At 45.5% G+C, this 14,297-nt stretch carries 12 protein-coding genes; 7 read left to right on the top strand and 5 right to left on the bottom strand.

Annotated elements, in window-relative coordinates:
- Window positions 1-94: 94 nt before the first annotated feature.
- The 4 genes from ACTQ50_RS00605 (at window position 95) to pflA (ending at window position 5,584) form a co-directional block, all read left to right on the top strand.
- Window positions 95-958, top strand: a complete 864-nt coding sequence (locus ACTQ50_RS00605; RefSeq protein WP_441482501.1) for a shikimate dehydrogenase — start codon at window positions 95-97, stop codon at window positions 956-958.
- A 91-nt stretch (window positions 959-1,049) separates the two neighbouring features.
- Window positions 1,050-2,225 carry an FAD-dependent oxidoreductase gene (locus tag ACTQ50_RS00600; RefSeq protein WP_441482500.1) on the top strand — a complete coding sequence of 392 codons (1,176 nt, stop codon included), beginning with the start codon at window positions 1,050-1,052 and terminating at the stop codon, window positions 2,223-2,225.
- Between the two features lie 357 nt (window positions 2,226-2,582).
- Window positions 2,583-4,838 carry a formate C-acetyltransferase gene (gene pflB / locus ACTQ50_RS00595; RefSeq protein ID WP_441482499.1) on the top strand — a complete coding sequence of 752 codons (2,256 nt, stop codon included), beginning with the start codon at window positions 2,583-2,585 and terminating at the stop codon, window positions 4,836-4,838.
- A gap of 17 nt (window positions 4,839-4,855) precedes the next feature.
- Window positions 4,856-5,584 carry a pyruvate formate-lyase-activating protein gene (gene pflA, locus ACTQ50_RS00590; RefSeq protein ID WP_441482498.1) on the top strand — a complete coding sequence of 243 codons (729 nt, stop codon included), beginning with the start codon at window positions 4,856-4,858 and terminating at the stop codon, window positions 5,582-5,584.
- Between the two features lie 338 nt (window positions 5,585-5,922).
- Here pflA and recQ read toward each other — a convergent pair whose 3' ends face one another.
- Complete coding sequence (gene recQ, locus ACTQ50_RS00585) at window positions 5,923-7,815, bottom strand: DNA helicase RecQ (protein WP_441482497.1); 1,893 nt, start codon at window positions 7,813-7,815, stop codon at window positions 5,923-5,925.
- A 25-nt stretch (window positions 7,816-7,840) separates the two neighbouring features.
- The gene (locus ACTQ50_RS00580) at window positions 7,841-8,386 is read right to left on the bottom strand and encodes a TetR/AcrR family transcriptional regulator (RefSeq protein WP_441482496.1); all 546 of its coding nucleotides are present in this window, start codon (window positions 8,384-8,386) and stop codon (window positions 7,841-7,843) included.
- A gap of 180 nt (window positions 8,387-8,566) precedes the next feature.
- Between ACTQ50_RS00580 and glgB the strand changes: the two genes are divergently transcribed.
- Window positions 8,567-10,348: a 1,4-alpha-glucan branching protein GlgB gene (gene glgB, locus ACTQ50_RS00575; RefSeq protein ID WP_441482495.1), complete on the top strand. Its 1,782-nt coding sequence runs from the start codon at window positions 8,567-8,569 to the stop codon at window positions 10,346-10,348.
- 150 nt (window positions 10,349-10,498) lie between these two features.
- Here glgB and ACTQ50_RS00570 read toward each other — a convergent pair whose 3' ends face one another.
- Entirely contained in the window at window positions 10,499-10,867 is a 369-nt protein-coding gene (locus ACTQ50_RS00570) for a metal-dependent transcriptional regulator (RefSeq protein ID WP_441482494.1), read from the bottom strand.
- 389 nt (window positions 10,868-11,256) lie between these two features.
- Complete coding sequence (locus ACTQ50_RS00565) at window positions 11,257-11,595, bottom strand: hypothetical protein (protein WP_441482493.1); 339 nt, start codon at window positions 11,593-11,595, stop codon at window positions 11,257-11,259.
- A 262-nt stretch (window positions 11,596-11,857) separates the two neighbouring features.
- Between ACTQ50_RS00565 and ACTQ50_RS00560 the strand changes: the two genes are divergently transcribed.
- On the top strand, window positions 11,858-12,862 hold the full coding sequence (locus tag ACTQ50_RS00560; RefSeq protein ID WP_441482492.1) for an aldo/keto reductase: 1,005 nt from the start codon (window positions 11,858-11,860) through the stop codon (window positions 12,860-12,862).
- Between the two features lie 132 nt (window positions 12,863-12,994).
- On the top strand, window positions 12,995-13,411 hold the full coding sequence (locus ACTQ50_RS00555) for a GNAT family N-acetyltransferase (protein WP_441482491.1): 417 nt from the start codon (window positions 12,995-12,997) through the stop codon (window positions 13,409-13,411).
- A 75-nt stretch (window positions 13,412-13,486) separates the two neighbouring features.
- Here ACTQ50_RS00555 and ACTQ50_RS00550 read toward each other — a convergent pair whose 3' ends face one another.
- Complete coding sequence (locus ACTQ50_RS00550) at window positions 13,487-14,158, bottom strand: helix-turn-helix transcriptional regulator (RefSeq protein ID WP_441482490.1); 672 nt, start codon at window positions 14,156-14,158, stop codon at window positions 13,487-13,489.
- Window positions 14,159-14,297: the final 139 nt, after the last annotated feature.

Here is a 14,297-nt window from a genome sequence, read left to right as displayed (position 1 = left end):
CAATAAAGTTTATAGGCCATAATGTTAAAAGTAGCAACTGGGCATTATCAACCGAGTGCAAAAAGCATATGAGACATCCAGGAAGGAGAAAAAATTGCATATTTCAGGAACCACCACTATGCTGGGTCTGATCGGAACCCCTGTAGAGCATTCCAAATCCCCGGCAATGTATAATTATTGTTTTGCAAAATATGGTCTCGACTGCGCTTATCTGGCCTTTGACGTACCAAAGGAAAAATCAGGAGAAGCGGTGCAGGCCATTCGAACCCTGAACATCAAAGGGGCAAATGTGACAATGCCATGCAAAAACGCAGTCATTCCATATCTGGATAAGCTGACTCCTGTAGCAGAAGCAATCCAGGCAGTAAATACCATCGTGAATGACAATGGCGTGCTCACAGGGCATATTACAGACGGATGCGGTTATACCTTGAATCTGAGGGCTCATGGTGTAGAAGCAGCCGGCAAAAAAATTGTTCTTCTTGGCGGCGGCGGAGCTGCTTCCGCGATCGCGATCCAGGCGGCCTTAGAAGGTGCGAAAGAGATTACCGTATTTAACCTAAAGGACAGCTTCTGGGACAGAGTACAGGCAGGACTTGAGAAAATCAGCAAGGCAGCGCCGGAATGTAAAATTACTCTCCATAATCTTGAAAACAGAGAAGAACTAAAAGCTGCAATTGATGAAAGCGACATTCTTTCCAATGCCACAAGAGTGGGAATGGCACCATACGAGGAGCAGAGCAACATTACAGACCTTTCCTGGTTCCGCCCGGAGCTGGTGGTAACCGATGTGGTTTATTCTCCGACAGAGACAAAGATGCTGCGGGAAGCAAAAGCAGCCGGTTGCAAGACCTGTGATGGCCTGGGCATGCTTTTATGGCAGGGCGCCGAAGCATTCAGACTGTACAGCGGGCTGGAGATGCCGGTGGAGGAAATCCGGGAACTGCTTTATAAATAAACAACTTAGTAATTACAGGCAAAACAAGAAATAAGCCGTAATAAATGAAGTATCAGAGAAAACAAAAAACATACGAGGAAGGTCTAACAAAATGAACCAGACTACAGATTCAAAAAAATATTACCCTACAGCACTGGCCCTTTACATTACATACTTTGTTCTGGGCATTGCAGCCACCATCATGGGACAGTACAAGCGGAATTTTGCAGCCCAGTGGGGCGCAAAGGTTTTGGAAAACGGAAGCTATGACGTATCCGGTGTTGTGGCAGTTATCGCTGCGATCGGCCTTGGCCGTCAGAGCATTGCTGACCCTGACCTTCCAAATAAAGCGTTAAATGGGCAGCTGGAAACTCTGGCTCCATGTATTGGATGTCTTCTTGGCTGTGTGCCGAATATGTTTGCCGGAAAGCCCATCACCTGTGCAGTAAACCCGTGCGTGGGAAGAGAAACAGAGCTTACCCCTGCTGACAGTAAGAAAAAAGTAGTCGTTGTAGGCGGCGGTCCTGGAGGACTTTACGCAGCATGGCTGTGTGCTCTTCGTGGACATCAGGTCACACTTCTGGAAAAAGAAGAGGAACTTGGCGGAAACTTCCGTATTGCAGCTTATCCAACAGGAAAAGGACAGCTTACCGAGGTGATCCGCTCCATTATCGTAAGATGTCAGAACGCCGGAGTAGGTTTGAGATGTAATACAGAGGCAGATGAGGAAACCCTTCGCAGCCTTTCCCCAGATACCATCATTGTTGCAACCGGTTCCAATCCACTGGTACTTCCAATCCCAGGACTGGCTGACTGCGGCTATATCACAGCCCAGGAGCTTTTGGATGGAAAAAAAGAAGCTGGCAAAAAGGTGCTGGTAGTGGGTGGCGGAATGGTTGGCTGCGAGGCTGCTGAGTATCTTGCTGAGCGCGGACATCAGGTTGGGATCATCGAAATGAAAGATGTCATTGCAGGTGATGTGACAGCAGAAAGCCGCAAATACATTTTCCAGAATTTTGAGGAAAACCATGTACAGCTTTGTCCTGGTGCAAAGGTTGGTCATTTCTATACAGATGGTGTGGATTATGCACTGGCAGATGATACAGAAGGATCTCTCAGGGGCTTTGACAATGTAGTGCTGGCTATGGGCTCCAGAGCAAACGGTGTTTTAAAAGAAACAGCGGAAAAAGTTGCCGGACAGGTGCTGGTGATCGGGGAAGCGGCAAAGGCTCCAGGCAATGCAGTAGTTGCGGTGAATGATGCTTTTGAGGCTGCTTTACAGGTTTAAGTAGGAAAATAAAATAAGGGACTTTTGTCCCGAATAAATGTAACAAGTCAAGGGGCAAAGCTATTTTTGCCCCTTGTATTAAACTGATAAAAATTATCAATGATAAGGTTGAGAATATTTATCAGAATCAATCCGTAACAATGGAAGATACTAGAGAATATGCAAAGAACATAAAGTACAGAATATAGGACTTATGTCCCGAAAATTCCATCATTTTCCAGACGGATTGTACTTTATTAAAAGCATGCGCCAAACCGATTGACGGGGAAAAAACAATCTCGTATACTACAACCGTTAAACCAATAACAATTCTTCAATATACGCGGAGAACTAAAAAATAAAGAAAGAGGTACAAGAATGAAAGATTTTGCACAGTGGGAAGGCTTCGAAGGAAGTCGTTGGAAAGAACAGATCAACGTTCGTGATTTTATCCGTCACAATTATACCCCTTATGACGGAGACGATTCTTTCCTGGAAGGCCCAACTGAGGCTACTGACAAACTGTGGGGAAAGCTGCAGGAGCTGCAGAAAGCAGAGCGTGCCAACAATGGTGTGCTTGACATGGAGACAAAGGTTGTCACAGGCCTGACTGCATACGGACCAGGATATATTGCTGAAGACCTGAAGGATCTTGAGAAGGTTGTAGGACTTCAGACAGACAAGCCTTTGAAGCGTGCGTTTATGCCATACGGCGGAATCAAAATGGCTGAGCAGGCATGCGAAATGTACGGCTACAAGGTAGATCCCCAGATCCACGATATGTTTACAAAATATGAGTTCAAAACACATAACCAGGGCGTTTTTGACATTTACACACCAGAAATGAAAAAAGCACGTCACAGCCATATCCTTACCGGACTTCCGGATACTTATGGACGCGGACGTATCGTTGGCGATTACAGACGTGTGGCTCTGTACGGTATTGATGCGCTGATCGAGGGCAAAGAGAAAGACTTTGCAGACAGTGACCGTCAGGGTATGAGACGTTATGATTTCCAGCTTCGTGAGGAGATCGCAGACCAGATCCGCGCTCTGAAAGGAATGAAAGAGATGGCGAAGATCTACGGTTATGATATTTCCCAGCCTGCTAAGAATGCACATGAGGCATTCCAGTGGCTGTACTTTGGATATCTTGCAGCGATCAAGACTCAGAACGGTGCGGCAATGAGTGTTGGACGTATCTCCACATTCCTTGATATCTATATTGAAAGAGACCTTAAGAACGGCGTGATCACAGAGAAAGAGGCCCAGGAGCTTGTTGACCACATGGTAATGAAATTCCGTATGGTTAAATTTGCAAGAATCGAGTCCTACAATCAGCTGTTCTCCGGTGACCCGGTATGGGCAACTCTTGAGGTTGCTGGTATTGGCGTTGACGGACGTCACATGGTTACAAAGAACGACTATCGTTTCCTTCATACTCTTGAGGATATGGGACCAGCTCCAGAGCCAAACCTGACTGTTCTCTATTCCTCCAAGCTGCCGGAGAACTTCAAGAAATATGCTGCTAATATTTCTGTTACAACAAGTTCTATCCAGTATGAGAACGATGATGTTATGCGTCCGGTTTGGGGCGATGATTATTCCATCTGCTGCTGTGTATCTGCTACTGAGACAGGTAAGGAAATGCAGTTCTTCGGAGCTCGTGCAAACCTTGCAAAATGCCTCCTTTACGCGATCAACGGTGGTGTGGATGAGAAGTTAAAGACTCAGGTAGGACCGGAGTACAAGCCGATCACTTCCGAGTATCTTGATTATGATGAAGTCATCCAGAAATACGACCAGATGATGGACTGGCTGGCTCATCTGTATGTAGGAACCCTGAACATGATCCACTACATGCATGATAAATATTACTATGAGGCAGCTGAGATGGCTCTGATCGATACCAAGGTTGACCGTTCCTTTGCAACCGGTATCGCTGGATTTTCACATGTAGTAGACTCCCTGTCTGCTATTAAATATGCGAAGGTTAAGGCTATCCGTGATGAGGATGGAATCACAACAGACTTCCAGGTTGAGGGTGATTTCCCACGTTATGGCAATGATGATGACAGAGCAGATGAGATCGCAAGAAACCTGCTTTCCACATTTATGGACAAACTGAAACACATCCATACCTACCGTGATTCAAAGCCAACCACCTCCATTCTTACCATTACTTCTAACGTTGTTTATGGTAAAGCTACTGGAGCTCTTCCGGACGGAAGAAAAGCTGGCGAGCCGCTGGCACCTGGTGCAAACCCATCTTACGGCGCAGAGCAGAACGGACTTCTTGCTTCCCTGAACTCTGTTGCAAAGCTTGACTATGAGGATGCGCTGGATGGAATTTCCAATACACAGACCATTAATCCGGACGCTCTTGGACATACTAATGAGGAGCGCACAGATAATCTGGTTCATGTACTGGACGGATATTTCAACCAGGGTGCACATCACCTGAACGTAAATGTATTTGGTAAAGAGAAACTGATCGATGCTATGGAGCATCCGGAAAAAGAGGAGTACGCAAACTTCACAATCCGTGTTTCCGGTTATGCTGTTAAGTTCATTGATCTGACTAGAGAGCAGCAGCTGGATGTTATTGCCAGAACCTGCCACGACAGAATGTAATTGTAAAGGATTTTGAAATGTTAAAAGGCTATGTTCATTCTCTGGAGAGCTTCGGGTCTGTGGATGGACCTGGAGTGAGATATGTGATTTTTCTTTCTGGCTGTGCTATGCGTTGCCAGTTCTGCCACAATCCGGATACCTGGAATATGACAGATGGAAAAGAGTACACTGCGGATCAGCTTTTGAAGACTGCACTCCGGTTTAAGACTTACTGGGGAGAAAAAGGCGGTATCACGGTGAGCGGCGGGGAACCCCTTTTGCAGATGGATTTTCTCACGGAGCTTTTTCGTAAGGCAAAGGAAGCGGGGATTCATACCACCCTGGATACCAGTGGGAATCCTTATACTACTAAAGAGCCGTGGCATTCTAAATGGCTGGAGCTGATGAAGTATACGGATCTTCTGCTTCTGGATATCAAGCAGATCAATGAGCAGGAGCATGTGAAGCTTACCGGGCAGACGAATACCAATATTCTTGCCATGGCCCGTGAGCTTTCGGATATGGGTAAGCCTGTTTGGATCCGGCACGTACTGGTACCGGGGGGCAGCGACAAGGATGAGTATCTGCACCAGCTGGCGGATTTCATTAAGACGCTGAAAAACGTTGAGCGCGTGGAAGTTCTTCCGTATCATACACTGGGAACCTTTAAATGGGAAAAGCTGGGGATTCCTTATCCGCTGGAGGGCGTGAAACCTCCGGTGCAGGAGAGGATTGATAATGCCAGACGGATTCTTGGGGCGATTTAAGAGCGTGAAATAAAAACTCCTTAAAGGGAGGCCGATATGAACTGGAAAATAGTTCGTGTCAGCCTCTTTTTAGGTTTGTGTGGTTTCTCGGATGCGCTTTTACAATGTATATTCACCGCCGTGCGTCGCAACGTTCCGCTGAGCTAGCTGGTAACTGCGACTAAGCCGCTCGGGAGAGCCCTCTCGGCTAAGTCTTCGTAACCATCGGATCTCAGCTACACTAAAACCGCTCCTGAAATGCACGGCTACATGAATATACATTGCAAAATCGCTGGTTATCGACAACTGAAGCTAAAATTGCTCCAGTTGGTTTATACCTCTAAATAAGCAGATGAGTTTTACGAATTGGTAGATAGAAATGTAGAAATTTCCTGTAAAAATCGTTGTCCGTATTTCTTAAGCTTATTCTGTCCTACGCCGGATACGTCGAGCATTTCGGACTCGTTCTGGGGAAGTTTCTCGCACATGTCGATAAGGGTTTTGTCGGTGAAAATAATGTAGGGTGGGACGGACTCTTCTTTGGCAATTTGGAGGCGGAGCTGGCGTAAGGTTTCGAAAAGGGCAGAGTTACGGCTGGAGTTTGCGTCGGTGGAGCCAGCGGATGAGCCCACTTTGGAAGCGGAAAAACTGTCTTTTTCGAATGGATTTTTGCGTTTCTTTGAGGCTGATATTTTCTCTTTTTCTTTGAATTTCTTTATGATAATCTTTGTATTTTTGTCTTGTAAATCTGCAATATTTCCTATCTTTAGGACACTGTATTCACCTTCTGTCTGGATGATATAACCCATGTGGATCATCTGGTTTACGAGGAGACGGAGGTCGGCTTCGGTGCGGGTTTGCAGCTGGGCGTAGCAGTTGTAGGAGGTGGCACCGATGTCTTTCAGGCGGGCTTTTTTGGAGCCAAGGAGAGTGCCGATTACAAGAGCCTGACCGTAGCGGCCGCGCATTTCGGTGATGCAGCCGACTACCCATTTGGCATCCTGGGTCATATCCAGTTCTTCAAATTCCTGGTGGCAGTTGCCACAATTGTCGCAGGGCGCATCTGTGGTTTCGCCGAAGTATTCCAGGATGTAATTGCGAAGGCAGTTGGTGGTCATGCAGTAGCCTTCCATAAGCTGGAGCCGGCGGGAATCCTGGCGCTTTACCTGGTCGATTTCCTGGAAATCCATGCCCTCGAAGTCTTTGCTTCCAAGAAGCAGTTTGCTGATCATCACATCCTGGGCGGAGAAGAGAAGAATGCACTTGGCAGGCTCACCGTCACGCCCGGCACGTCCCGCTTCCTGGTAGTAGTTTTCCATACTCTGGGGCATGTTGTAATGGATAACGAAACGCACGTTGGACTTGTCGATTCCCATGCCAAAAGCATTGGTGGCGATCACAACCTGAGCTCGGTCGTAGATGAAATCATCCTGGCTTTTTTTGCGGATATCGTTGTTCATTCCGGCGTGATAACGGGTGACAGAGACACCCTGCTTCAACAGTTTCTCATACAAAGTGTCCACATTTTTTCTGGTAGCACAGTAGATGATTCCACTTTCGTTGGGATGGGTTTCTATGTAATTCTGGATAAAGACATCCTTCTGTTTTCCAGTGAGATGTTCCACCTGATAGTATAGATTTTCCCTGTCAAAGCCGGTTACAACGATGTTTGGATTCTTCAGTTTTAAGATCCTTGCAATGTCATTTTTTACCACTTCAGTAGCGGTGGCAGTGAAGGCGCTGATGATCGGATTACCAGGTAATTGTTCCACAAAATCTATGATTTTCAGGTAACTTGGGCGGAAATCCTGTCCCCATTGGGAGATACAGTGGGCTTCATCTACAGTCACCATAGAGATAGGAGTATGCAGTGCGAAACTGAGAAATGAAGCCGTTTCCAGCCTTTCCGGTGCTACATAAATAATCTTATAGACGCCTCTGGCTGCGAAAGAAAGTGCCTTATTGATCTGTCCCTCAGTCAGCGAAGAATTGATATAAGCTGCATGAATTCCTGCTTCATTCAGTGACTTCACCTGGTCCTGCATCAGGGAAATAAGCGGTGAAACCACCAGCGTGATCCCTGGCAAAAGCAGCGCCGGAACCTGATAACAAAGGGACTTCCCAGCCCCCGTCGGCATGATCGCCAGGGCATCCCGCCCGCTTAAAATCGTATCTATAATTTCCTCCTGTCCCTCACGGAAGGAGTCGTATCCGAAGTAAGTTTTTAGAATCTGTAAGGGTGTTAAAGACATTATTTTTGTCCTCCTGCGATTTCATTTACTTTATCATTTTTAATGCCGCATTCGCTGTTTCACCAGTAAGTCTGGTAATACTGGAAAGCACCGGCACATCTCCATATTTTCGGTTTTCATAGAATGCATAATAACACCCATAAAGGATGTAAGTGAGCATAATATTAATATCCTTATCCTCCCGATATTGCGGATAAGCCCCAAACACCAGCTCCTTCAAAGCCACCTCGATCTTCTGCACCAGACATTTACTCCTACTCCCCGAAAACAAAATCCCAATCAGTGAATCCTTTGCCAGAAACCCCATAAACAATTCCTTGGAAAAATCCGCCGTGTCCTCCAACACCCTCTCCGGATGGCTCAGATTCTCCATGATCGACACCACCACCTCCGTCTCCAACGTATCCGAAAGATGGTAAATATCCTGATAATGGGCATAAAACGTAGACTTATTGATCTGCGCCTTCCCACACAACTCCTTAATCGTAATCCTCTCCAGTTCCCTATGCGAACGCAATTCTATAAAAGCATTAATAATACTCTGTCTGGTTTTCTCAACTCTGATATCCATACCTATCTATCCCCTATTTCAATAAATTAGAAATCCAACACATTCTAAAAAGCGTTGGATATCCAACCAATGTCGTTTTTCGTCGGTGGCATTTTCTCCTCCACGCAATTATACTCATTATACAAAGAAAACCAACTACTGTCTAATATCTTTTTATACAATGAATGGGAGAGCAAAAACATGGATTTTTACAACTTTTATACAGGAAAGGAATTTGAAGCATACCAGTACCTTGGCGCCCACGTCTGGGACGGTGGCACCACCTTCCGCACCTTTGCCCCGGCAGCTCAGCGCGTATCCGTAATCGGCGAATTCAACGGCTGGACCGAAACCCCTATGAACCGCGTCCACGACGGCAACTTCTGGGAATGTACCATAAACGGCGTAGGTCCTGATCTGATGTACAAATACAGAATTTACCGTCAGGACGGTTCCTTTGTAGACCACGCAGACCCATACGCCTTCTACAGTGAGATGCGCCCCGGCACTGCCTCAAAGACCTACGCCCTTGGCGGCTATGAATTCGGCGACAGCAAATGGCTGAAAAACCGCAAAGCGAGCTACAACAAACCAGTAAACATCTACGAAATGCACTTCGGCTCCTGGAAAAAACGTGGCGAAGGCCAGGAAGACTGGTACACCTACGAGGAACTGGCCCCGATCCTCATCGCCTATCTGAAAGAACATGGCTATAATTATGTAGAAATCATGCCCCTCTGCGAGTATCCCTGTGACGAATCCTGGGGCTATCAGGACACTGGCTATTTCAGTCCTACCTCCCGCTATGGCAAGCCGGAAGAATTGAAATCCTTTATAGACCAGTGCCATCAGGCAGGAATCGGCGTTATTCTGGACTTTGTTCCGGTTCACTTCGCCGTAAATGATTATGCACTGGCAGAATACGATGGAACTGCCGTTTACGAATATCCAAACATGGCAGTAGGCCGCAATGAATGGGGCAGCTGTAACTTCATGCACTCCAGAGGAGAAGTGTGCAGCTTCCTTCAGTCCTCCGCCTACTACTGGATGAACGAATTCCATTTCGACGGCCTGCGCATGGATGCTGTTGGAAACCTGATCTACTGGCAGGGAGATGCCAGCCGTGGAGAAAACCTGGCGGCTTTGAAATTCATCCGCACCATGAACCAGGGCCTGAAAGAGCGGATCCCGGACTGTCTCCTTTTTGCCGAAGACTCCACCCCATACCAGGGCGTAACCAGACCTGTATGGGAAGGCGGACTTGGTTTCGACTACAAATGGGATCTTGGCTGGATGCACGACACTCTGTCCTATTTCAAGGCAGATGCAAACGAGAGACGGGAAAAATATCATAAGCTGACTTTTTCCATGATGTATTTTTACAATGAGCGGTATATCCTGCCCCTGTCCCACGACGAGGTGGTCCATGGGAAAGCGACCATTGCCCAGAAGATGAACGGCGGTTATGATGGAAAATTCCCACAGGCAAGAGCGTTCTACATGTATATGTATGCCCATCCGGGAGCAAAGCTGAATTTCATGGGAAATGAACTGGCCCAGCTGAAGGAGTGGTGTGAAAAGGACGAGCTGGACTGGATCCTGCTGAAATTCCCGATCCATGAGGCCTTCCACAAATTTATGGCAGATCTGAATAAATGCTATCTGAAAAACAGTGCCTTTTCCCAGAGAGACTTCAGTCAGGATGGTTTCTCATGGGTAGACTGTCATCAGGAGCAGAAGTGCCTGTACCTGTTCGAGAGAATCAGCGGAGACCAGAAGATCCTGGCTGTATTCAATTTCTCCGACGAAACACAGGAGTACACCCTGGAAAAAGATTATGCCGGATATGAACTTCTCCTTGCCAGCGATATGGTAAAATATGGCGGCAAAAAGCGCTATACCAAGAAGGAAAAGGTAATTACAGGGGGCAAAGCAGTGTTTAAAATGGGACCGTTCTCTGCAAGATATTATCTGGTGAAATAAAAAAAGACCTGTCTCCGGATAAAATTCTACAATGATGGAACCCTATCATTGGTTTTATCTGGAGTACAGGTCTTTCTGATTACTGTGTACCGTAATCAAGAGCTTCTGTAAGTGTAAGAAAATGCAAAGCGAAAGTGCAATGTATATAGCTTATTTATCAGGAGCGAGATGTTCCTTGATGGCGGTAAAGCTCTCAGGGCTGATCACATGCTCGATACGGCATGCGTCGGAGGTAGCGGTCTCCGGATCAACGCCCAGGCTGATCAGCCAGGATGATAAAAATTCATGACGCTCGTAAATCATATCTGCGATCTTCTGACCGGATTCGGTAAGATAAATATATCCCTCAGGAGTGACAGTGATATGGTTCTTTTCACGAAGATTCTTCATGGCAACACTGACACTTGATTTCTTAAAGCCAAGCTCGTCAGCAATATCAACGGAACGAACAACAGGTTTCTTTTTGCTGAGGACAAGAATGGTTTCCAGATAGTTCTCAGCGGATTCATTAGATTTCACGATAGATCACCTCAATTTCTAGTTTGTGTAACAGTACAAGTATAATACTTATAGAATACCATAGTTTACCGATTAGGGCAATTATTTTTTGCAGAAGAAAAAGGTCCCAGCTTCGCAAGCAGTAGAATTACTATAAATGTGATCACTTCCGAACAGAGGAACGAGCCCCAGACGCCGTTTAATCCCAGAAGTTTTGAGAGGATTACGGCAACTGAGGGCGATGGCGATCACTCCATAGGCGGCAACTCCTACATTTCCAGCAATTTCAAGGATCAGCATATTAAAAATAATAGTAGTAATGGCAGAAGAAATTTCACCTACAAAGGCGGAAATTCCAAGCTGGCAGCAGGAAAAAAGATGGCGGACGGAAGGCTTTCTCCACTTGAATTCTACGCCATTTCTTTTTCCAAGAAAGTGTGTGGTGCAGATGAGCATGGTAATCCCAGGGCAGACCGCTGTTGCAAGCCCCAGAAAACAGACTGGGTAAAATAGAAATCTGTATTTTCCTGCCGGGATCTGTCAATGGCATATCTGGTTGCAGAGCCAATGCCGATCATGGATCCGATGGCATAAACCAGTCCATAAACAGGCAGGATCAGGTTCAGAACCGCAAGTCCATCTGCACCGGACTGGACAGAGATGAAAAAAGTGTCTGCAAGAATATAGATGGAAAAACCGATCATAGCAGCTACGCTCTGGGTGATATATTTAAAAAACTGTTTTTGCATTTCTAAAATGTATCCTTTCTGAAAAATGTCAATATTGTTATAAAAAGATAATGGTTTATCATCTACGGGTCCAGAAGAGGATAACGTCTGCTTTGCTTTACCATGAATAAAAAGATCACTTTCGTTAAAAAAGAAATTTATCAAAATCTTTCTCATTATACTATAGGAAATGTATGGTGTAAACATTCACATTTTCCCATGACAAATCAATCCCCTGGGAGTATAATGAACTTGATTATCGTTTTCAGGGAGGTTTTTTATTATGTACATTGCTTCAAAGGAACGTTACACCACAATGGAATACAACCGCTGCGGTGACAGCGGACTTATGCTGCCGAAGGTGTCACTTGGACTGTGGCATAATTTTGGTGATACTTCTAATTTTGAGAACATGAGACAGCTGTGTTTTACAGCTTTTGACAACGGAATCACACAGTTCGATCTGGCCAATAATTATGGTCCGGAACCTGGAAGTGCGGAGATCAATTTCGGCAGGATCCTGAAAGAGGACCTGGGAAAATACAGGGACGAGCTGATCATTACCACCAAGGCTGGATACGATATGTGGGAGGGCCCTTATGGAAACTGGGGCAGCCGCAAGTATCTTCTGGCAAGTCTTGACCAGAGCCTGAAGCGTATGGGACTGGAATATGTAGATATCTTTTATCATCATAGAATGGACCCTGAGACACCGCTGGAAGAAACCATGGGAGCGCTGGCCAGTGCAGTACAGAGCGGAAAGGCACTGTATGTGGGACTTTCCAATTACGACGGAAAAACACTGTCACAGGCAGCGGCGATTTTACAGGAACTTCATTGTCCTTTTGTAATTAATCAGAACCGTTACTCTATTTTTGACAGAACCGTAGAGAAAAATGGCCTGAAAAAGACCACCGGAATTCTGAAAAAAGGTCTGATCACCTTCAGTCCTCTTGCTCAGGGACAGCTTACAGACCGCTATCTCAATGGCATTCCGGAGGACAGCCGTATCCGTACAGACGGCAGATTTTTGAAGGAAAGCAATCTGACACCAGAGCGTTTGCAACAGATCCGGGAGCTGAACGACATGGCTGCAGGACGTGATGAGAAGCTTTCTGAGATGGCCCTTGGCTGGCTTCTTGCACAGGAAGAAGTGACCAGCGTACTTATCGGAGCATCCCGTCCACAGCAGATCCTTGACAATATAAAAGCAATTCACTGTGCACCTTTTACAGAGGAAGAGCTTGCAAGAATTGATGAGATCGCGGCTGAGAATACAGCCAGATAAAGACGTCAGTTACGAGAAGAATAGAAAATTCAGGATAACAGTGAAGGAACTGGATCATGCTGGAAAAAATCACATTTTTCAAAAAAATCTTTGATACCGTATGGGAATATCACAGGGACAGTGGGCAGTTATATGTACACTATGACAGTGCTCTGCCTGAATATTGCAATCGGCAGCTGCCATATGAGGAAATGTACAATTTGTACGTGGATGAGTATGTGTATACGGATCAATAAAGTTCAGGTGGATTCCTATGCAGAAGGCGATTGGGAATTCGAAGCCTGGGACGAGGAGGTATGCGTCCTTCACACCCTGGTGATCTCACCTTCTGCTGCTGGAAAAGGCTATGGAAAGCGGTTTGTAAAATTCTATGAGGATTACGCTTTAAGTCACGGCTGCCCGGAGCTTCGAATGGATACCAATGCGAGAAATGTCGCTGCAAGAGGACTGTATAAGAAGCTTGGCTATAAAGAAATCGGGATTGTGCCTACGGTATTTAACGGGATACCGGACGTGCAGCTGGTGCTGTTGGAGAAGCATTTGGAATAGTTAAAAAGGTCAGAAAAGCAATAAAAACTTTTGCTTTTTCTGACTTTTTTTGCATAAAATGAAGTTTAAAACATTTTAGTCGGTCTGTTTTTCAGTGTCTTTTGTAATGCTTCGCAGGTGAAGATAAACGGTATTTATGGAAATTCCAAGGGCTTCTGCTACTTGTTTGATGGAATTTTTTATGGAGAAAATACCTTTGTCATGAAGAATCCGGATCAGTTCTTTATTCTTATTCACAGAGGAAATTGAGGAATCATACATAACCTGAGTGCGGGCAGCCATGATGGCCTGACTGATAGTGTCGGAAGTATTGGTTGCGAAATATTCCTGTTCGGTGGGCTCTGTTCCAGAACCTGTAATACTTTCTAGAACTTCTGAAAGAGGAGAATCCAGGTACATGTTGATACATAATATTCCAATTACGCGATTATTTTCTCCTATAATTGGAATGGTGGAGGACTTTAAACGTTCACCCATGGAGTTGATCGCATTATAGGAAATATGGGAACTGGTTGCAGCCAGTCCTTTATCCTCAATTCGTTTCAACATATTTAATGCAAGGTCTGTAAGCGGTGCACCTTCAGAGCGGCCAGAATGGTATCCATTCATAATCTTTACAACAGAGTGTTCGTAATCTTCCAGGCTGTGAAGACTAATTTCACAGATGGAACCCAGATAAACAGAAAGACCTTCGATCATGGAAGCATAAGAATTTATGATGGCACGGTCTGTTTTGGTTAGTTTCATAGTCACCTCCGAAAAATTATTCGTAACTGTTCAGTGAGAAATCATTTTAATTATTCTATGCTTAATGTACCACAGGAACGAAAATTTTACAATGTAATACCGTCTTCTGGAATGAAATAAATGTGGGTTTTTGAATGAA

The sequence above is a fragment of the Blautia sp. Sow4_E7 genome, from assembly GCF_052116245.1.
Lineage (GTDB): Bacteria > Bacillota > Clostridia > Lachnospirales > Lachnospiraceae > Blautia_A.
The sequence above is the reverse complement of the archived record's forward strand: the minus strand, read 5'-3'. Positions and strand labels throughout refer to the sequence as shown.